Origin of the sequence: Pseudomonas sp. SG-MS2 (genome assembly GCF_009933855.1) — a bacterium.
In the GTDB taxonomy this organism is placed as follows: Bacteria; Pseudomonadota; Gammaproteobacteria; order Pseudomonadales; family Pseudomonadaceae; genus Aquipseudomonas; species Aquipseudomonas putida_E.
Map to the genome: position 1 here is coordinate 1 of NZ_MOMO01000205.1, position 19,300 is coordinate 19,300.

A 19,300-nucleotide genomic window follows, 5' to 3' on the forward strand; every position below is an offset into this window, starting at 1 on the left:
GCACCGAACAGGCCATGGATCACCGCCAGCAGGTCGGCACCGTGGGCGACCAGCGGAGCGGCGTTGTCGAGGGTGATGCCGCCGATCACGGCGAGCGGCAGTTTGACCTGGGCCCGGGCCTGCGCCAGCAGGCCAACATCGGCAGCGGGTGCACCGGGCTTGGTCACGGAATTGAAGAAACGGCCAAAGGCGACATAACTGGCGCCTTCGCTGGCAGCCTGGGCGGCCAGGTCGAGGCTGGCGTGGCAGGTCGAGCCAATGATGGCCTGGCGGCCCAGCAGCGCACGCGCCGGGGTCAATGGGCCGTCGGTCTGCCCCAGATGCACACCGACGCCCAGGCGCGCAGCCAGTTCGGCGTCGTCGTTGATGACCAGCTCGGTGCCGTAGCGTTCGCAGAGCTTGAGAAGCGCTTGGGCTTCACGCAGTCGACGGGCGTCATCATCGCTTTTATCGCGGTACTGCAGCAGGCGCACGCCGCCTTCCAGTGCCGCCTCGACATGGGACAGGAAACGGCCGGCGAGCAGCTGGCTGTCGGTGATTGCATACAGACCGCGTAGCTTCATCAGAAAGCCTCGTATCAGGAGCAGAAGTCCAGGGGCAGGCGGCGCGGGACGAACTGGCCCTTGCCCAGCTGCTCGGCGTCACGCAGGGTGCGCCAGGTGTAGTCGAGTGCACTGCGCACGGCGCTTTGCAGGGCTTCGCCCAAGGCCAGGCGGCCGGCCAACGTGCTGGCCAGGGTACAACCCGAGCCGTGGTAGCTGCCAGGCAGGCGCTGGCAGGTCCAGGTATGACGCTGGCCATCGCGGCTGTACAGGCGGTTGTGGATTTCGTCTTCGTCGCCGTGGCCACCGGTAATCAGCAGGTGTTTGCAGAACGGCAACAATTTTTCGGCACACTCGTCTGCCGTACCTTCGGGCAGTTCGGCAAGAATGCGGGCCTCGGGCAGGTTCGGGGTGGCGATGGCCGCCAGCGGCAACAGGCGCTCGCGCAGGGCATAGCCGACCTCGTCCTTGCCCAGCCGGCCACCGCCACCGGCGCGCAGCACCGGGTCGCAGACCACCGGCAGGTGCGGGTGGGCACTGAGCAGTTCGGCGACGGTATCGACCATTTCGATCGAGCCGAGCATGCCCAGCTTGACCGCGGCTACCGTGGAGTCGGCCAGTACGGCATTGGCCTGGGCCAGCACCCACTCGCGGTCGAGCACGCGGAAGTCGGAAACATTGACGGTATCCTGCACGGTCAGGGCGGTCACCGCAGGTGCGGCGTGACAGCCTTGGGCGATCAGGGCTTCGATATCTGCCTGCAAGCCGGCACCGCCACTTGGGTCGTGGCCGGATAGACAGAGGACAACGGGGCGGGAGCTGTAGGTATTCATGGTCGGCGAGCTTACCACCAAACCCTTTTGTACGGATCGTCCTACAAACGGGTTTTGTTGATCGATGAGTCAGCTTTATGCTTTTCACTGGCCTGAAAGCACTGATCTAGAGCCTTTTAAGCTTAAATCAAGATGGCCCGTTGCCAGCCTCCAAAGCTATGCTAGAGTGCTCGGATAACTCGATAAACGGGCTTTACCGGAATTCGTCGTCTCATAGGGATAGGGGGCCATTGCGACGTGTCCGGGCACGCCATGCTGGGGCCGTATGCGCTATTTGCTGATTTTGCTTCTGGGCTGCTTGCCCGTGCTGGCCACTGCGGTCGATTTCGACGACACCACCCGGTACCTTTCGCTGGGCAGCACCATGCAGGTCTATGAAGACCGCGAGGGCAGCGCCAGCATCGCCCAGGTTACCGCGCCCACCTTCGCCAAGCGTTTTCGCCTGCACCGTGAACAAGTGCTGAATGCCGGCTATTCGACTTCGGTGTTCTGGCTCAAGGTCGATTTGCGCTACCTGGCCTCGGCCAACCCCGCACCGCGCCAATGGTTGCTGGAGCTGGCGTACCCGCCGCTGGATCACCTCGAGCTCTATCTGCCGGGCGCCGATGGTACCTACCGCCTGGCACAGCGTACCGGCGATGCCTTGCCCTACGACAGCCGGCAGATCCGCCAGAACAACTACCTGTTCGAACTGCCGCTGCAGCCCAATCAGGCGACCACCGTCTACCTGCGCCTGCACAGCCAGGGCTCGGTGCAGGCGCCGTTGGCGCTGTGGTCTGCCGAGGCCTACATGGAAGAGCAGCCCACGCGCCTGTATGTGCTGGGGATGATCTACGGGGTGTTGCTGGTGATGCTGGTGTACAACCTGTTCATCTTCCTCAGCGTTCGGGACGTCAGTTACCTCTACTACATCCTCTATATTGCCTCGTTCGGCTTCTACCAGGTGTCGGTCAACGGCGCAGGGGTGGCGTACTTCTGGCCGAACAGCCCCTGGTGGGCGAATGCCGCCACGCCCTTGTTCATCGGTGCTGCCGGCTTGTTCGGTTGCCAGTTCGCCCGCCACTTCCTGCGCCTGGGCACGATCAGCCGAGGGTTCGATCGGCTGCTGCAACTGTTGATGCTCGGGGCAGTGCTGGTGATGCTGCTGGCGGTGAGCATGCCCTATGGCATTGCCTTGCGCATGGCCACTGTGCTGGCCCTGCTGTTCACCGTCAGCATTTTCACTGCGGGGCTATACGCCTGGGTGCGCGGTCTGCGCGTGGCTCGCTGGTTCATCATTGCCTGGACGGCGTTCCTGCTGGGCGGGCTGGTCAATACCCTGATGGTGCTGGGGTACCTGCCCAATGTGTTCCTGACCATGTATGCCAGCCAGCTCGGTGCGGCGTTGGAAGTGGCGTTGTTGTCCCTGGCGCTGGCCGACCGTATCAACAGCATGCGCGAACAGCAGGCGCAGACCCTGCGTGATACCGGGCGGACACTGGAACAACTGAACCAGCAGCTGGCCAGGAGCAACCACCTCAAGGATGAATTCCTCGCCACGATCACCCATGAACTGCGCACCCCGATGAACGGTGTTATCGGCTCGCTGGAGCTGATGCACACGTTGCCGCTGAGCGCCGAGATGGCCCAGTACCATCGCACGGCGGTGGGCTCTGCGCAGAACATGATGGACATGGTCGACGATATTCTTACCCTCACCGAGCTGCAGGCAGGTCGCCTGCGCGCGCAGCCGGTGCCGTTCAGCTTGCGCCGCACGCTTCAGGACCTGCGTGCCGGCTACGCTGGAACGGCCCTTGGCAAAGGGCTTTACCTGAGCCTGGACATTCCCGCAGAGCTGCCGGACGAACTGCTTGGCGATGCGCATAAGTTGACGCGCTGCCTGGGTTGCCTGGTGGACAATGGCCTGAAGTTCACCCACCAGGGCGGTGTGATGGTTCAGGTGCGCGGCCGTCGGCTTGGGCCCGACAGCCTGGCGCTGACCTTCACCGTCAGTGACAGCGGCATCGGCTTCGATGACCTGGACCAGGCGATCCTGTATCAGCGCTTCTTCCAGGTCGATGGCTCGATGACCCGGCGCTACGGTGGGCTGGGCATCGGCCTGTCGATCTGCCGGCAGTTGGGCGAGGTGCTGGGGGGCACGTTGATGCATGAGTCTACGCGGGGGTTGGGCAGCCGTTTCGAGTTGACGCTGAATGTGGCGATAGCGCAGGTGCAGGTAACGGCGGGCAGGGCGGCTTCGGGGGTTACCCGGTTCTGAAGGCTGCCGGGCGCATGCCACGATGGTGTGCGTTGCCACCTGTTTAGTCATTATTGGCACTTTGACTGGCCCACAGGGAGTGCTTCACTGGGACTTTCATGCATACCCGGCCCCAGGAGCTCCCGATGAACCTGCACCAGTACGCTGAAACCCACGAAGTCACCAATCAGCCACCGTCCCTCGACGGCGCCAACCTGTACCGCCTGGACCTGCCACTGCAGGAGTGGTCGCGGCGTTTCGGTGCCTGCTGGGCCGAATCGCGGATCGATGCCTACGGTGCCTTGGCCGGTGGGCCCCTGATGGCCGCAGGCTTTCTGGCCAACGCGCACAAACCAGCGTTCAGCAGCCATGACCGTTACGGGCACCGCATCGACCTGGTGGAGTTCCACCCCGCCTACCACGAGCTGATGCGTACGGCCGTCGAACACGGCCTGCCGTCGTTGCCCTGGGCCGAGCCGCGCCCCGGCGCCCATGTAGCCCGGGCATCGATGACCTACCTGCACAGCCAGGCAGAAGCCGGTACCGGTTGCCCGCTGACCATGACCTTTGCCGCTGTCCCCGCACTCAGGCTGCAGCCTGAGCTGGCCGAGTACTGGTTGCCGAAGATTCTTGCCCGCGAGTACGACCCCCGCAACGTCGGCGATCAGCACAAGGCGGGCGTGACCATCGGCATGGCCATGACAGAAAAGCAGGGCGGTACCGATGTACGCGCCAACACCACCCGCGCCTATCCTGTCGGCAGCCCGGGGCCGGGCCAGGCCTACGAGCTGGTTGGTCATAAATGGTTCTGTTCGGCGCCGATGTGCGACGCCTTCCTGACACTGGCGCAGACCGACAAAGGCTTGAGCTGTTTCCTCTTGCCACGCCATCGCCCGGATGACAGCCGTAACCAGTTCTACATCCAGCGCCTGAAGAACAAGCTCGGCAACAGCTCGAATGCTTCCAGCGAGGTGGAGCTGCGTGGCGCTCTGGCCTGGATGGTCGGCGAGGAGGGGCGGGGAGTGCCAACCATCATCGAGATGGTGGCCATGACCCGCTTCGACTGCATGGTCGGCTCAAGCGCCCTGATGCGCCAGGCCTTGACCCAGGCTACCCACCACTGCGCGCACCGCAAGGTCGGCGGCCGGGTACTGAGCGAGCAGCCGCTGATGCAGAACGTGCTGGCCGATCTGGCACTGGAAAGCGAAGCGGCCCTGGCCTTGAGCCTGCGCATGGGGCAAGCGCTAGAGCAACTCGATGATCCGCAGCAGGCGCACTTCGCCCGGTTGGTCACGGCGGTGGGCAAGTACTGGATCTGCAAGCGCGCGCCCGCGATGATCAACGAAGCTGCCGAATGCCTGGGCGGCGCCGGTTATGTCGAGGACAGCATCCTGCCGCGCTTGTACCGCGAAGCACCGGTCAATTCCACTTGGGAGGGGTCGGGCAACGTCCAGTGCCTGGACGTACTGCGTGCCTTGTCCAAGGAGCCGGGTGTGCTCGATGCGCTGTTCGCTGAACTGGGCGATGGCCATGGCGATCCACGGCTGGCGGCGCACATCGGCAATCTCAAGGGCGCGTTCGCCGATACGGGCGACATTCAGTATCGTGCCCGGCAGCTGACCGAGGACATCGCCCTGGCCCTGCAGGCCAAGCTGTTGCTGGAAGCGGGCAACACCTCGGTCAGCGATGCCTTCATCGGCAGCCGGCTGGCCGGCGGCGGCCGCGTTTACGGGGCATTGCCGCGCGGCGCCGATGTCCAGGCGCTGGTGGCACGGGCCACGCCGGTCTGGCCCGGCTGACAGGGGGTGTTTTTACCGGCGAAGGCAGGCAAGATGGCTGACATGCATGTCCAGACAGGAAGCACAGTGTGAGCCAAGCCTTTGTAGTCGTTGATACCCCCGAACAGGCCGTCGACCGTCTGGCGGCCTTGCATGAACAGGCCACCGGGGCCCTCAGCCAGGCCCTCAAGCGTTACCTGAAGGACCGCACCGAGCCGGACGCCGACGAGCGCGCCGTTTACCGCTACCCGGCCTTGCGCCTGACCTACTACAGCCACGGCGAAGTCGCCGCCACCACCCGTGCCTATGCCAAGGTACAGGTGGCGGGCACCTACAGCGTCACAGTCACTCAGCCTGCGGCATTTCGGGGTTATCTGCTCGAGCAGTTGCGCCCCTTGATGCACGACTACACCGTGACCGTCGAGGTAGGCGTCAGCGAGCAGAACATCCCGTACCCTTACGTGGTCGACCAGGGCGATGAACTGGCGGGCAGCGGCATCACTGCCGCCGAGCTGGCACGGGTATTCCCCAGTACCGACCTGTCCGCCGCCACCGACGACATTGCCGATGGCCTGTGCGACTGGGGCAGTGCCCAGACACTGCCACTGGCGCTGTTCGACGCCGCCCGCGTGGACTTCTCGCTGCGCCGCCTGGTGCACTACACCGGCAGCGACTGGCGCCATGTGCAGCCTTGGATCCTGCTGACCAACTACCACCGCTATGTCGACCAGTTCATCAGCCATGGCCTTGAACAGCTGCGTGACGACCCGCGCTTCGTGCGCATGGTGCTGCCGGGCAACGTGGCGATCGAAAAAGGCATGGACCATGGTGAGGCCCAGGCCCTGGTGGCCAGCGTGGTCTGGCACCGCTATCAGATGCCGGCGTATCACCTGATCGCCGCTGATGGTGATGGTGTCACCCTGGTCAACATCGGTGTCGGCCCGTCCAACGCCAAGAACATCACCGACCACCTGGCCGTGCTGCGTCCGCATTGCTGGCTGATGATCGGCCACTGCGGGGGCCTGCGTCAGTCGCAGACCATCGGGGACTATGTGCTGGCGCACGCTTACATGCGCCGCGACGGTATCCTTGACCGGGTGGTGCCGCCGAACATCCCGATCCCGGCCCTGGCCGAGGTGCAACTGGCGTTGCAGGAGGCGGCAGCCCAGGTTACCGGCGAGCGGGGCGAGGAATTGAAGAAGCGCCTGCGCACCGGCACCGTGCTGACATACGACGACCGTAACTGGGAGCTGCGCTGGGCCCAGGAACGGCCGCTGATCAACCTGTCGCGGGCCGTGGCGGTAGACATGGAGAGCGGCACCATCGCCGCCCAGGGTTATCGCCTGCGAGTGCCATATGGCACCTTGCTGTGTGTGTCCGACAAACCGCTGCACAGCGAAATCAAGCTGCCTGGGTCGGCCAACGCCTTCTACAACCGCGCGGTCAGCCAGCACTTGAAGATCGGTATCGCCGCCCTCGACCTACTGCGCACCGAGCTCAATTCGCTGCACTCGCGTAAACTGCGCAGCTTCGATGAGCCGCCGTTCCGCTGAGGATCCATGCCACTGCCACCCCGTTCCAAGCCGCGCCACCCCAAGGCGCGGCCTGCCGGCCCAAAGCGCCAGCCCAAGGCGCCACCGGCCGAGCCTCGCCTGATCCTGTTCAACAAGCCGTTCGATGTGCTTACCCAGTTCAGCGACAGCGATGGCCGTGCCACGCTCAAGGATTACATCGATATTCCCGGCATTTACCCGGCCGGGCGGCTGGATCGTGACAGTGAAGGGTTGCTGTTGCTGACCAACGACGGCGGTTTGCAGGCGCGCATCGCTGACCCCAGGCACAAGCTGGCCAAGACGTACTGGGTACAGGTGGAAGGCGAGCCGAGCGATGAGCAGCTAACGCGTTTGCGTGAGGGCGTGCAGCTCAATGACGGGCCGACCTTGCCTGCCGAAGCACGGCGCCTCGATGAGCCTGAGCTGTGGCCGCGCAACCCGCCGGTACGCTTTCGCAAGAGCGTGCCGACCAGTTGGCTGGAGCTGGTGATTCGCGAGGGGCGTAACCGCCAGGTGCGGCGCATGACAGCGGCGGTGGGCTTGCCGACTTTGCGCCTGGTGCGGGTGCGGATCGGTGATTGGGCGCTGGATGGGCTGGAGCAGGGGTGTTGGCGCGAGGTGCCGGCCAAGCTGTAATGCTCGCTGGCTTCATCGCCGGCAAGCCGGCCCCCACAGAAAATGCGCAGGCCTTGGCATTTGTGGGCGCCGCCTTGCCGGCGATGCGGCTTGAGAGGGCGCTACACCCCTTCCAGAAACCCCACGACCACGGTCTTGATGATAAAGGCCAGCACCCCCAGCCCCAGCACGAAGAACAGGATCATCGTGCCAAAGCGCCCGGCCTTGGATTTCTTTGCCAAGTCCCAGACGATGAAGCCCATGAAACCGATCAGCACGGTGACCAGGATGATCATCATCCATTCTTCGAATACAGCCGGATCCATCTGTGTGTTCTCCAGGCAAGCTCAGCAGCCAATCAACGAAGGTGGGTCAGGGGCAGTTCGGTACTCGCCAGCACCTGATTGAGCACGAAGCTCGAGCGCACGCTGGTGACGCCTTCGATGCGGGTCAGGCTGCCCAATAGCAGTTTCTGGTAGTGATCCATGTCCGGTACCACCACCTTGAGCTGATAGTCGGCATCCATGCCGGTTACAAGGCTGCATTCGAGCACCTGTGGCAAGTTGCGGATGGCCGCCTCGAAGGTCTCGAAGCGCTCCGGGGTGTGCCGGTCCATGCCGATCAGCACGTAAGCCGTCAGGCTCAGGCCAAGCTTTTTGCGGTCGAGCAGGGCGACTTGCCGTGAGATATAGCCGTCGTCTTCCAGTTGCTTGACCCGACGAGAGCAGGGTGAGGGCGACAGGCCAATGCGTTCGGCCAGCTCCTGGTTGGAAATGCGCGCATCGCGCTGCAATTCGGCGAGGATGCTCAGGTCGTAGCGGTCAAGCTTGCTCATGGAAAAGGCCTTTTCTGATCAGATTGCGGTGAATTATCGATCCAGGGTTAAAAATTGCGCAAGTGCTATTTATCTGAGCAATCTTCGCAATCCGCTGCCGCCCCCTGTCCCGTATCTTTATCAACAGAATCACTGCCCGGACATCAGTCCACGGCGACGCGCCCTAGGCTGGCGGTCGCGGCCAGCCATCCAACAGGATCCGCCAGGCCCCCGGGCTACGTACCTCCACAAGAGCGTATGAGGTGAGCCGGCACCACAAGTGCCGAGCACGGACGACAATTCTCAAAGGGAGGCCTCAAGGCCTCCCTTTTTTCATGGCCGCGATTTCATCTGTTTGTCCGTTACAGGCACGGTAGACTGGCAGCGTGCCGTTATCTTGACCGTGAGGAACAACATGAAGTCGCGCATCTGGCAGTTGGCAGGTGTTGGTTTGCTTGGCGTGAGCATCTGCCTGGGGGCGATGGCCCAGGGCCCTGACGACGGGCATGGTGGCAATGGCCGGCAGGATCCCAACGGTAGTTACGAAGGCCGTTCGCCGCTCAACTCGCGCGATGAAGTGCACCAGACCCAGCCCGCCCGCCAGGGCTACTACCAGGATATTCCCCGGCGCAATGCCGATTACCGGCACTGGGAGGCTGGCGGCCCTGGTCAACGGCCTGGTGGCGACTGGCAGGGGCGGCCGGATGGCCATGGCAATGGCTGGGGGCCGGGGCCGCAGTATCGCCCCGGGCACAGCATCGACCATTTCCCGGACCGCTACTGGAAAGTGCCCTACCGTGGGCAGGACTATTTTTACTCAGGTGGTTACTGGTACCGCCCGCATGGCGGCAGCTACATCGTGGTAGCCCCGCCGTACGGGGTGCGGGTCGGCTACCTGCCATCCTATGCACGTGAAGTGTGGGTGGGGGGTGCCCTGCTCTTCCTGGTGGCCGATACGTATTACCAGTACCTGGCAGACAGCCAGGAGTACGTGGTGGTCAGCCCGCCTGCGGTTGCACCGGCACCGATGCCCGTGGCGCAAGCCCCTTCAGGCAACGCATACGATGTGGTGGCCTACCCGATGCATGGGCAAGGCCAGGAGCAGCAGGACCAGGACCGCTACCAGTGTCACCGTTGGGCGGTGAGCCAGTCCAACTTCGACCCTGCAACCGCCCCCAGCGCACCGCCGGCCAATGTTGCAGACAACTACCGGCGGGCGCTGGGGGCGTGTTTCAGTGGCCGGGGCTACAGTATCAATTGAGCCTCAGACGGGGTCGGCATGCACCATCACATCGGCCTGTGGATAACGCTGGCGGATGACTTCAGAGGCCTGAACGCACAGGGCATGTGCTTCGTGCAACGGCAACTGCCCCGGCAGCTCCAGATGCAGTTGCACGAACCACTGATTGCCCGACACCCTGGTGCGCAGGTCATGCACCCCCTTGACCCCGGCAATGCCCAGCACCAGTTCGACCATGCCCTCGCCGATGTCGCCGGGCAGTTCCTTGTCCATCAGGATTGCCGTGCTTTCCCGGGCGATCTGCAGTGCACTCCACAGGATGTACAGCGCGATACCCAGGCCAAACAGCGCATCCAGCTGCGGCCAGCCGTAGCGTGCCAGCAGCAAGGCCAGCAGGATGCTGCCGTTTAGCAGCAGGTCAGAGCGATAATGCAGCGAGTCGGCACGCACCGCCGTTGAGCCTGTCACACGCACCACCTTGCGTTGCAGCGCCAGCAAGGCCAGCGTCAGTACCAGCGACAGCAACATCACGCCGATACCGATTGCAGTATCACCCAAGGGCTGTGGCGATTGCAGGCGCTCGGCGGCCTGAACCCCGATCAGTACCGCACTCACGCCGATGAACACTGCCTGGGCCATGCCCGCCAAGGCTTCTGCCTTGCCGTGGCCGAAGCGATGGTCATCATCAGCCGGGCGTAGCGCATAGTGCACTGCGAGCAGGTTGAGGAACGAGGCGACCGCGTCCAGCGCCGAATCGGTCAGCCCGGCCAGCAGGCTGACCGAGCCACTCAGCCACCAGGCCACGGCCTTGCTCAGCACGAGGATGCTGGCCACCGCGAGCGAGGCGCGGGTGGCCAGGCGTAGCAGGCGCTGGTGTTCAGCCGAGGTGATCATGCCGAGGGTGGTTTCCTTGCAGGGTTCAGGCTGTCGGCACCAGGCCGAACGCTGCCAGTTGCTCGACGCTGCCGCGATGCTGGATCAACCGCGGGTCGTCCAGCGGCAGGCGCTGGCCCAGTTCGCTTTCGAGAATGGCCTGCAGCTTGAGGTTGTCGACCTTGCCATCGGGCTTGATGGCCTCGCGCAGTTTTTCTGGCGCTACTTGTGCCGTGGTGCCCCCAGGGTAGTAGATGGCGCCGGTGGCGAAGTCGACGCCAAAGGCAATCAGGCCTGGGATCACGTAGAACAGGATGCCGATGGCATCGAGGGCGACGATTACCGGGTCGACCTTGCCCTCGATCTGCCCGCGGCGTTCGGGGTAGAACAGCGTGCCGCAGGCCGTCAGCTGGGTCAGCAAGGTGGCGATGAGGGCGCCACCGATGACGCGGGATGGGATGCGCATTTGAATCTCCGAAGAAAGTTGCCACAAGGTGGGGCGATACGCCGGCACCTGATGCTAAGACCATGATAGAGCAGGCTGGGTTCGCCGTTATACTCGCCAGACTGTTCGAGGACCACCATGATTTCCTTACCAATCGATGCTGCCCTGCCGGCTTTGCGCCATGCCTTGGAAAACCGTCACGAAGCGGTGCTCGAGGCGCCGCCCGGCGCAGGCAAGACCACCCGTGTACCGCTGGCACTGTTGAATGAACCCTGGCTGGCCGGGCAGACCATCGTGATGCTGGAGCCGCGCAGGCTGGCGGCGCGTGCGGCGGCCGAACGGCTGGCCAGCGAGCTGGGCGAAAAAGTCGGCGAAACCGTGGGTTACCGCATTCGCCTGGACAGCAAGGTCGGGCCCAATACCCGTATCGAAGTGGTCACCGAAGGCATCCTGACCCGCCGGTTGCAGGCAGACCCTGCGCTGGAGGGCGTAGGGCTGCTGATCTTCGATGAGTTTCACGAGCGCAGCCTGGATGCCGACCTGGCCCTGGCGCTGAGTCTCAATGGCCGGGAGCTGCTGCGCGACGACCCGCCGCTGAAAATTTTGCTGATGTCCGCAACCCTGGAGGGCGAGCGCCTGTCCCGGCTGCTCGACGACGCGCCGGTGATCAGCAGCGAAGGCCGCATGTACCCGGTTGATATTCGTTGGGGCCGGCCGTTCCAGCCTGGGGAATTCATCGAGCCACGGGTGGTGGACAGCGTGCTACAGGCCTTGGCCGATCAACCCGGCAGTGTGCTGGTGTTCCTCCCAGGCCAGGCTGAGATCCGTAGGGTTCACCAACGTTTGCAGGAATCATTGGCCGAGCGCCCGGACATTCTGCTGTGCCCCTTGCATGGCGAACTCGACCTCAATGCCCAGCGTGCCGCCATCGATCCGGCGCCCCAGGGCCTGCGCAAGGTCGTGCTGGCCACAAACATCGCCGAGACCAGCCTGACCATCGACGGCGTGCGCGTGGTCATCGATGCCGGCCTTGCCCGGGTACCGCGTTTCGACCCCGGCAGCGGCATGACGCGCCTGGACACCCAACGCATCTCCCGTGCCAGCGCCACCCAGCGGGCTGGCCGTGCCGGGCGCCTGGAGCCGGGCGTGTGCTACCGCTTGTGGTCAGAGGCGCAGCACGACCAGCTGGCAGCGCATGGCAGTGCCGAAATCCTCCAGGCAGACCTTGCTGGCCTGGCGCTGCAACTTGGCCGATGGGGTGTTGCGCCTGACCAGTTGCGTTGGCTGGACCAGCCTCCAGCGGCGGCATTTTCCCAGGCGCAGGACCTGCTGGCGCGGCTTGGCGCTTTCAAGCTGGGCAGCCGCGACAACCTCAGTGAACACGGCCAGGCCATGGCCGAGCTTCCGGCTCACCCGCGAATCGCTCACCTGCTGCTGCGCGGCCAGGACCTGGGCTTGGCCGCGATGGCTTGCGATGTTGCCGCCTTGTTGGGCGAGCGCGACATCCAGCGCGCAGGTGGCGCCGACCTGCATGACCGGCTGGCGCTGATCAGCGGTGACAGCAAGGCCAGCCGTGGCGGCCAGGGCGGTGTGCAGCGTGCCCGGCAGTTGGCCCGCCAGTATCGGGGGCTGCTGCGCGGCAAGGCCGGTGCGGCGGTTGCCGATCCCGAGCATCCACGCTGGCTCGGCGCCCTGCTGGCGTTGGCCTATCCCGACCGGGTTGCCCAGCAGCGTCGTGAGGGCGGGGCCGAGTATCGCCTGGCCAACGGCCGTGCCGCTTTGTTCGCCGAGGCCGATGCGCTGATGAAATGCCCGTGGTTGGTCATCGCCGACCTGGGCAGCCGCCAGGGGCAGCGGGAAGAGCGGATTTACCTGGCTGCCGAATTCGACCCGGCGCTGCTCGACGATGTGCTGGCCGAACAGGTGGAGCGCGTCGACATTCTCGACTGGGACGAGCGCGAGCAGGTGTTGCGTGCCGAGCGTCAGACCAAGGTCGGCGAACTGGTACTCAGCCGTGAACCGTTGCCTGGGCTGGATGATGACGCCCGCGCCAGGGCACTGCTAGGCCTGGTGCGGCGCAAAGGCCTGAACCTGCTGAACTGGACGCCAGAGTTGCGCCAGTGGCAGGCGCGAATAGCGCTGTTGCGCCAGCTCGACCTGGAAAAAGACGGCCACAGCGAGTGGCCCGACCTGGGCGACGAGGCGCTGCTGGCCAGCCTGGAGCACTGGCTGCAGCCTTATCTGGGCAAAGTCTCCCGCCTGAGCCATTTCGCCGCCCTGGACCTGCCTTCGATCTTGCGTAATCTGTTGCCCTGGCCGCTGCCCCAGCGCCTGGACGAATGGGCGCCCGCGCACCTGGCTGTGCCGTCGGGCTCCAGTATCCGCCTCGACTACAGTGAAAACCCGCCGATCCTCGCCGTGCGCCTGCAAGAGCTGTTCGGCCTGGCTGACACGCCGCGCATCGCCCAAGGTCGCCAGCAGGTCAAGCTGCACCTGCTGTCGCCAGCGCGCCGGCCAGTGCAGGTGACGCAGGATTTGGCCAACTTCTGGCGCACCACCTATGCAGAGGTGAAGAAGGACCTCAAGGGTAGATACCCCAAGCATTACTGGCCGGACGACCCGCTGGTGGCGGAGGCCACCGCGCGGGCCAAACCGCGCGGTACCTGACTGGGAGGCAGTTCAGGCGTCGTTCTTGCTCTCCAGCAGCATGAACAGGCGATACAGCACCACGGTGCTGAACAACTGCAGGAAGCCGAGCAGGCTGGCCATGGCCAGCTCCAGGGCGGGGGCAGGCTCGGGGAAGGCAATCAACAGCAGCCCGTCGATCAGCCAGATCGGGGCGAGCACGGCAAGTACGCAGAGCATGATGCGCATGAAGTGCCCGGTGGTCATGCGTGCGCTTTCGCGCATCGACTGCACCACCGGCAGGCCGCGCAGCACCAGCAGATACTCGGCGAACACCAGGTTGATCATGATCCATACCCCCGGGAAGACCAGCAGCGCCAGCCCCGCCATGATCAGCAGCGAACTGATCATGATCAGCAGTGCCAATTGCGGCCATAGCTGCATGGCGCGGGCAAACAGCTCGCGTTTGGGGATCTCCTGGCCGTTGCTGCGGGTGTCGAGGTAAAGAATCAGCGCTGCACTGTAAAGCGGGTAGAACAGCAGGCTCACCAGCATGCTGTAGGCCGGTGATGCCTGGTCGCCCAACTGCTGGTACAACAGTTGGGTTACCAGGGCTTCGAGTACGACCAGCGGCAAGCACAGCGGGATGATGTTTGCCAGGTGGCGGCGGAAGAAGTAGAGGGAGTCGCGCAAAACGCTCAGCGGATTCATCGGTCAACATCGCATGGCAGTAAAAGCAGGGGCCTAACTTTAGCCCAGAGCAGTCAATTGCTGAAAAAAGTTTCACCAGGCCAGTGATTGAATCCGCCGCCTGCGCGCCCCATCTTTGACACGTCCGATGTCCCGCTTCCCACGAGGTAGCCCATGAACACTGAAGAACAAACCCTGATCGATGGCCTGTTTGGCCGCATCAAACAAGCCGAAGACCCCAGCCAGCCGCGTGATGCACAGGCCCAGGCGCGCATCGAGGAACACCTGCGCGAGCAGCCGGCGGCGCCTTACTACATGGCCCAGGCAATCCTGGTACAGGAGGCTGCGCTCAAGCGCCTGGACGAACAGAACAAGCAACTGGAAGCAGAGCTCAAACAGGCTCGTGCCCAGGTCGAGGCTTCCCGCACCAGCAGCACCAGCAGTGGTGGCTTCCTCTCCAGCATCTTTGGCGCCAGTGGGCGTAATCCGCAGCCTGCCCAACCATCACAGCAGCCCCAGCGGCCTGCCACGCCGGTCGCGTCGGCAGGCGGTTGGCGTGAGCCGAGTGCCCCTGGCTTCTCCCAGCCGCAGGCTGCGCAACCTGGTTTCGGCGCCGCGCCGGCTCGGGGTGGTGCCAGCAGCTTCCTGGGTGGTGCGATGCAGACCGCTGCCGGTGTGGCCGGTGGTGTGTTGCTGGCACAAGGCATCAGCAGCCTGTTCAACCACCACTCGCAGCCGGAAGAGGTGGTTGAGGTGATCAAGGAAGAACCGGCCCCGGCCAGTGATACCGCTGGCTGGAACGACGAGGGCGCGCAGCCGCAGGTGGCCGACAATGGTGGCTGGGGCGCTGACCAGGGTGGTTTCGCTGAAAGCGATTATGGCAGCGATGATGGCGGCTTCTTCTCGGACGACGACACCTTCGTCTGATCGGTCTGGCATACTGCTGGCATTTTCGGGGGCGCGTTGCGCCCCTTCAGCCGAGGGTATGTAGTGAAGAAAATCGCACTGTTCGCCGATGTGCAGAACCTCTACTACACCGTGCGCCAGGCCCATGGCTGTCACTTCAACTACACCGCGCTGTGGTCTGAAGTCAGCCGCGAGGGTGAGATCGTCGAGGCCGTGGCGTATGCCATCGACCGTGGGGACAGCAAACAGCAGCAGTTCCAGCAGATCCTGCGCAACCTTGGTTTCGATGTGCGCCTCAAGCCGTTCATACAGCGCAGCGATGGTTCGGCCAAAGGTGACTGGGATGTGGGGATAACCCTGGATGTTATCGATGCAGCCAGCCGCGTCGATCAGGTAGTACTGGCTTCGGGCGATGGTGATTTCGACCTGCTGCTGGAGCGGGTGATACAGCGTCATGGCGCCGAGGCGGTGGTCTACGGTGTGCCGGGGTTGACCGCCATGTCGCTGATACGGGCGGCCAGCCGCTATGTGCCGATCGAAGGGCGTCTGTTGTTGAAGCATTGAGGTTCGGCGGCGCTTGATCGCCATTGCGCCGGATACCCAGCCATTACGCAAATTGTGCCGCCCAATTAATCCGGTTTTGTAACTTAATCTTGGTGGCGAGGCTCCCTAAACTCATTCCCCCGTAAACGGATTTCGAGTTTTGCCATGCCTGCCTCCCGCCGCTTCCCGTTATTGCTGATTGGTGCCTTTCTGGCCTTGTACCTGGTCTGGGGCTCGACCTACCTGTTCATTCGCATCGGTGTGGAGTCCTGGCCGCCGATGCTGATGGCCGGGGTGCGATTCCTTATCGCCGGCGGCCTGCTCTACGGGTTTTTGCGCTGGCGCGGGGTGCCGGCACCGACCTGGCCGCAATGGCGTGCAGCAGGGGCAGTGGGTTTTCTGCTGCTCAGTTGCGGCAATGGCGGCGTGACGGTTGCAGAGCATGCTGGCGTTGCCTCCGGCGTCGCTGCGCTGGCGGTGGCTACGGTGCCGCTGTTTACCTTAGTGTTTGGCCTGCTGTTCGGCCATCGCAATTCGCGCCTGGAGTGGGCAGGCATCTTCCTTGGGCTGGTTGGCATCGGCCTGCTCAACCTCGGCTCTAACCTGCAGGCCAGCCCCATCGGTGCGGCGCTGATCCTGTTTGCGGCTGCCGCGTGGGCGTTCGGGTCGGTCTGGAGCAAGAGCCTGCCGTTACCCCAAGGCCCCATGGCCAGTGCGGCCGAGATGCTGGTCGGTGGTGCGGTATTGCTGCTGGGCAGCGTCCTGTCGGGTGAGCGCCTGACTCAGATGCCCACTGCTGCAGGCTGGGGCGCATTGGCTTATCTGGTCTTGTTCGGCTCGATCCTGGCATTCAGCGCCTACATGTACCTGCTCAAGCATGTGCGCCCGGCGGCCGCCACCAGCTATGCCTATGTCAACCCGGCGGTTGCAGTGTTGCTTGGTATCATCTTTGCCGGCGAGCAGATCGGCGCAGAGGAATGCCTGGCGATGGCGGTGATCATCAGTGCCGTGGTGCTGATCGGCCTGCCGCAGTGGCGCAGGCCGGCGCAGCCCACTGCATCGCTCGAGGGCGAAACCTGCAAGTAGGCCGGGGTGTTGCGGTAAACTTGCCGCCTTCGCTGAACCCCCTGACGGTATTGCCATGAATTTCGCCAAACTCGGCCTGATCGAACCGTTGCTGCGTACCCTGCAGCAGCTGGACTACACCACCCCGACCCCGGTTCAGGCCCAGGCCATCCCCGCCGTGCTGGCCGGCCGCGACCTGATGGCCGCAGCCCAGACCGGCACCGGCAAGACTGCCGGTTTTGCGCTGCCTGTGCTGCAGCGCCTTGCCCTGGAAGGGGAAAAGGTCGCCAGCAACTCGATCCGTGCCCTGGTGTTGGTACCGACCCGTGAATTGGCCGAGCAGGTGCACAACAACGTGCGCGAATACGCCGAAAACCTGCCGCTGAGCACGTACGCGGTGTATGGCGGGGTCAGCATCAACCCGCAAATGATGCGCCTGCGTCGTGGCGTCGACCTGCTGGTGGCTACCCCGGGGCGCTTGCTCGACCTGTTCCGCCAGAACGCGGTGAAGTTCAACCAGGTGCAGACCCTGGTGCTCGACGAAGCCGACCGCATGCTCGACCTGGGTTTTGCCGAAGAGCTGCAGTCGGTATACGCGGCCCTGCCGCGCAAGCGCCAGACGCTGCTGTTCTCCGCTACCTTCTCCGACCAGATCCGCATGCTGGCAGGGCTGGCGCTCAATGACCCGCTGAGTATCGAGGTCAGCCCGCGCAACGCGGCTGCCACCACGGTCAAGCAATGGCTGGTGCCGGTGGACAAGAAGCGCAAGGTCGACCTGTTCTGCCATCTGCTGCGCAAGCAGCGCTGGAAGCAGGTACTGGTGTTTGCCAAGACTCGCAATGGCGTAGACCAGTTGGTGGAGCGGCTGCTGGGCGAGGGAGTGAACGCCGATGGCATTCACGGTGACCGCCCGCAAGCCACGCGCCAGCGCGCGCTGGACAGCTTCAAGACCCGTGAGATCCAGGTACTGGTCGCCACCGACGTTGCCGCCCGCGGCCTGGACATCGACGACCTGCCGTTGGTGGTCAACCTCGACCTGCCGATCGTGGCCGAGGATTATGTGCACCGTATTGGTCGCACGGGCCGTGCGGGCAACAAGGGCGAGGCGATTTCGCTGGTGTGCGCGGATGAGGTGCAGCAGTTGGCAACGATCGAGACGCTGATTCGTCAGACCTTGCCGCGCCACGAGGAACCGGACTTCATTCCCGATCACCGGGTGCCGATGACCGATGCCAGTGGCCAGGTGATCAAGAAGCCGAAAAAGCCCAAGAAGCCGAAAGAGAACAGTGCCAAGCGCGGGCTGGGGCGCTGGATGGACAGTGGCGACGAGGCTCCGGTCAAGTCGGTGCGCAAAGTGCCGAGCTTCAATACCGGGCCGAAGAAGCGCAAGCCTTGAGGTTTTGGGGCTGCTTTGCAGCCCTTTCGCGACACAAGGCCGCTCCTACGGACGGTCGCGAAAGGGTCGCAAAGCGGCCCCCGCATCCTGTCAGGAAGACCGTGCCAGCCAATCCGCCGCCGCCCGCCCGGCCCGCAACCCACTGGCAAAGCACGCCGTCAACAGATACCCCCCCGTCGGCGCCTCCCAGTCCAGCATCTCGCCGGCACAGAACACGCCAGGCATGCCCTTGAGCATCAAGCCCTCATCCAGCCCCTCGAAGCGCACGCCACCGGCACTGCTGATAGCCTCGTCCAGCGGCCGGGTGCGTACCAGCGTGATGGGTAGCGCCTTGATCGCCCGTGCCAACGCGGCCATATCGGCAAATGTCGCCTGATCCGTCAGTTCACGCAGCAGTCCCGCCTTCGCCCCGTCGATGCCCAACTGGCTGTGCAGGTGCTTGGCCATCGACCGCGACCCCCGCGGCTTGGCCAGGGCCTGGGCAATCTTGTCCACAGGCTTGTCCGGCAGCAGGTCGAGCAGCAGCGTTGCCTGGCCGTCGCGGTTGATAGCCTCGCGCAACGGTGCAGACCAGGCATATACCAGGCTGCCCTCGACACCCTGGGCGGTAAGGATGAACTCACCTTTGCGCGTTGCCGTGCCTGGCATGCCCAAGGCGATGTTCTTCAGTGGCGCGCCGGCGAACTTGTCCTTGAGCAGCGCACTCCAGCCTGCGACTTCAAACCCGCAGTTGCTCGCTTGCAAGGGGGAGATATCCACAGCCCGTTCGGCCAGCACAGGTTGCCAGGCGCCGTCGGAGCCCAGCCTGGCCCAGCTGCCACCACCCAAGGCCAACACAACAACATCAGCCTTTACCTGCAGTTCGCCCTGTGGATAAGCGATTTGCAAGGCGCCGTCGGCGTGCCAGCCCAGCCAGCGATGGCGGGTGTGGATAACCACGCCGCTGTCGCGCAGGCGTTTGAGCCAGGCGCGCAGCAACGGCGCGGCTTTCATGTCGGTCGGGAATACTCGGCCCGAAGTGCCCACGAAGGTTTCGATGCCCAAGCCGTGAATCCACTGGCGCAGGGCATCGGCATCGAAGTCGCCCAGCAGCCGCTTTATCTCGCTTTCGCGTTCGGCATAGCGCGCCACGAACTGGGGATAGGG

18 protein-coding genes are annotated in these 19,300 nt (G+C 64.2%); 10 read left to right on the forward strand and 8 right to left on the reverse strand.

Going from position 1 to position 19,300, the window contains the following annotated elements; translation table 11 throughout:
* Both thiE and BLX42_RS17185 read right to left on the reverse strand, forming a co-directional pair.
* The coding region (thiE, locus tag BLX42_RS17180; RefSeq protein ID WP_161872242.1) for a thiamine phosphate synthase at positions 1 to 563 on the reverse strand (563 nt) is incomplete at its 3' end.
* A 14-nt stretch (positions 564 to 577) separates the two neighbouring features.
* Positions 578 to 1,375 carry a hydroxymethylpyrimidine/phosphomethylpyrimidine kinase gene (locus BLX42_RS17185; RefSeq protein WP_046785141.1) on the reverse strand — a complete coding sequence of 266 codons (798 nt, stop codon included), beginning with the start codon at positions 1,373 to 1,375 and terminating at the stop codon, positions 578 to 580.
* Between the two features lie 265 nt (positions 1,376 to 1,640).
* Here BLX42_RS17185 and BLX42_RS17190 point away from each other — a divergent pair, with 265 nt between their 5' ends.
* From BLX42_RS17190 to BLX42_RS17205, 4 genes are all read left to right on the forward strand, one after another.
* Complete coding sequence (locus BLX42_RS17190) at positions 1,641 to 3,632, forward strand: hybrid sensor histidine kinase/response regulator (RefSeq protein ID WP_046785142.1); 1,992 nt, start codon at positions 1,641 to 1,643, stop codon at positions 3,630 to 3,632.
* Positions 3,633 to 3,757: 125 nt separating this feature from the next.
* On the forward strand, positions 3,758 to 5,410 hold the full coding sequence (locus tag BLX42_RS17195; protein ID WP_161872243.1) for an acyl-CoA dehydrogenase family protein: 1,653 nt from the start codon (positions 3,758 to 3,760) through the stop codon (positions 5,408 to 5,410).
* 68 nt (positions 5,411 to 5,478) lie between these two features.
* The gene (gene amn / locus BLX42_RS17200; RefSeq protein WP_012312578.1) at positions 5,479 to 6,942 is read left to right on the forward strand and encodes an AMP nucleosidase; all 1,464 of its coding nucleotides are present in this window, start codon (positions 5,479 to 5,481) and stop codon (positions 6,940 to 6,942) included.
* A 6-nt stretch (positions 6,943 to 6,948) separates the two neighbouring features.
* A complete protein-coding gene (locus tag BLX42_RS17205; RefSeq protein ID WP_046785145.1) occupies positions 6,949 to 7,578 on the forward strand; it encodes a pseudouridine synthase in 630 nt (209 codons plus the stop codon).
* A 101-nt stretch (positions 7,579 to 7,679) separates the two neighbouring features.
* Here BLX42_RS17205 and BLX42_RS17210 read toward each other — a convergent pair whose 3' ends face one another.
* Both BLX42_RS17210 and BLX42_RS17215 read right to left on the reverse strand, forming a co-directional pair.
* Positions 7,680 to 7,883: a DUF2788 domain-containing protein gene (locus tag BLX42_RS17210; RefSeq protein WP_012312580.1), complete on the reverse strand. Its 204-nt coding sequence runs from the start codon at positions 7,881 to 7,883 to the stop codon at positions 7,680 to 7,682.
* Between the two features lie 32 nt (positions 7,884 to 7,915).
* The gene (locus BLX42_RS17215; RefSeq protein ID WP_003249795.1) at positions 7,916 to 8,392 is read right to left on the reverse strand and encodes an Lrp/AsnC family transcriptional regulator; all 477 of its coding nucleotides are present in this window, start codon (positions 8,390 to 8,392) and stop codon (positions 7,916 to 7,918) included.
* A gap of 394 nt (positions 8,393 to 8,786) precedes the next feature.
* Between BLX42_RS17215 and BLX42_RS17220 the strand changes: the two genes are divergently transcribed.
* Positions 8,787 to 9,632 carry a DUF6515 family protein gene (locus BLX42_RS17220; protein ID WP_161872244.1) on the forward strand — a complete coding sequence of 282 codons (846 nt, stop codon included), beginning with the start codon at positions 8,787 to 8,789 and terminating at the stop codon, positions 9,630 to 9,632.
* 3 nt (positions 9,633 to 9,635) lie between these two features.
* Here BLX42_RS17220 and BLX42_RS17225 read toward each other — a convergent pair whose 3' ends face one another.
* A complete protein-coding gene (locus tag BLX42_RS17225; protein WP_012312582.1) occupies positions 9,636 to 10,505 on the reverse strand; it encodes a cation diffusion facilitator family transporter in 870 nt (289 codons plus the stop codon).
* 25 nt (positions 10,506 to 10,530) lie between these two features.
* Entirely contained in the window at positions 10,531 to 10,950 is a 420-nt protein-coding gene (locus tag BLX42_RS17230; protein ID WP_012312583.1) for a hypothetical protein, read from the reverse strand.
* Positions 10,951 to 11,067: 117 nt separating this feature from the next.
* Here BLX42_RS17230 and hrpB point away from each other — a divergent pair, with 117 nt between their 5' ends.
* Positions 11,068 to 13,596 (forward strand): ATP-dependent helicase HrpB, encoded by a 2,529-nt coding sequence (gene hrpB, locus BLX42_RS17235; protein ID WP_161872245.1) that lies wholly within the window; start codon positions 11,068 to 11,070, stop codon positions 13,594 to 13,596.
* A 12-nt stretch (positions 13,597 to 13,608) separates the two neighbouring features.
* On the opposite strand, the gene BLX42_RS17240 is transcribed toward hrpB, so the two are convergent.
* The gene (locus BLX42_RS17240; protein ID WP_012312586.1) at positions 13,609 to 14,265 is read right to left on the reverse strand and encodes a YciC family protein; all 657 of its coding nucleotides are present in this window, start codon (positions 14,263 to 14,265) and stop codon (positions 13,609 to 13,611) included.
* 153 nt (positions 14,266 to 14,418) lie between these two features.
* Between BLX42_RS17240 and BLX42_RS17245 the strand changes: the two genes are divergently transcribed.
* From BLX42_RS17245 to BLX42_RS17260, 4 genes are all read left to right on the forward strand, one after another.
* On the forward strand, positions 14,419 to 15,171 hold the full coding sequence (locus tag BLX42_RS17245) for a DUF2076 domain-containing protein (protein ID WP_161872246.1): 753 nt from the start codon (positions 14,419 to 14,421) through the stop codon (positions 15,169 to 15,171).
* Positions 15,172 to 15,234: 63 nt separating this feature from the next.
* Positions 15,235 to 15,714, forward strand: coding sequence for an NYN domain-containing protein (locus BLX42_RS17250; protein WP_012312588.1), 480 nt, complete (start codon positions 15,235 to 15,237; stop codon positions 15,712 to 15,714).
* A 144-nt stretch (positions 15,715 to 15,858) separates the two neighbouring features.
* Positions 15,859 to 16,779, forward strand: a complete 921-nt coding sequence (gene yedA / locus BLX42_RS17255; protein WP_161872247.1) for a drug/metabolite exporter YedA — start codon at positions 15,859 to 15,861, stop codon at positions 16,777 to 16,779.
* Positions 16,780 to 16,834: 55 nt separating this feature from the next.
* Positions 16,835 to 18,154, forward strand: a complete 1,320-nt coding sequence (locus BLX42_RS17260) for a DEAD/DEAH box helicase (RefSeq protein WP_161872248.1) — start codon at positions 16,835 to 16,837, stop codon at positions 18,152 to 18,154.
* Positions 18,155 to 18,244: 90 nt separating this feature from the next.
* On the opposite strand, the gene BLX42_RS17265 is transcribed toward BLX42_RS17260, so the two are convergent.
* Positions 18,245 to 19,300, reverse strand: a 1,056-nt coding sequence (locus BLX42_RS17265; protein WP_161872249.1) for a TIGR03862 family flavoprotein, incomplete at its 5' end; no start/stop codon positions are given.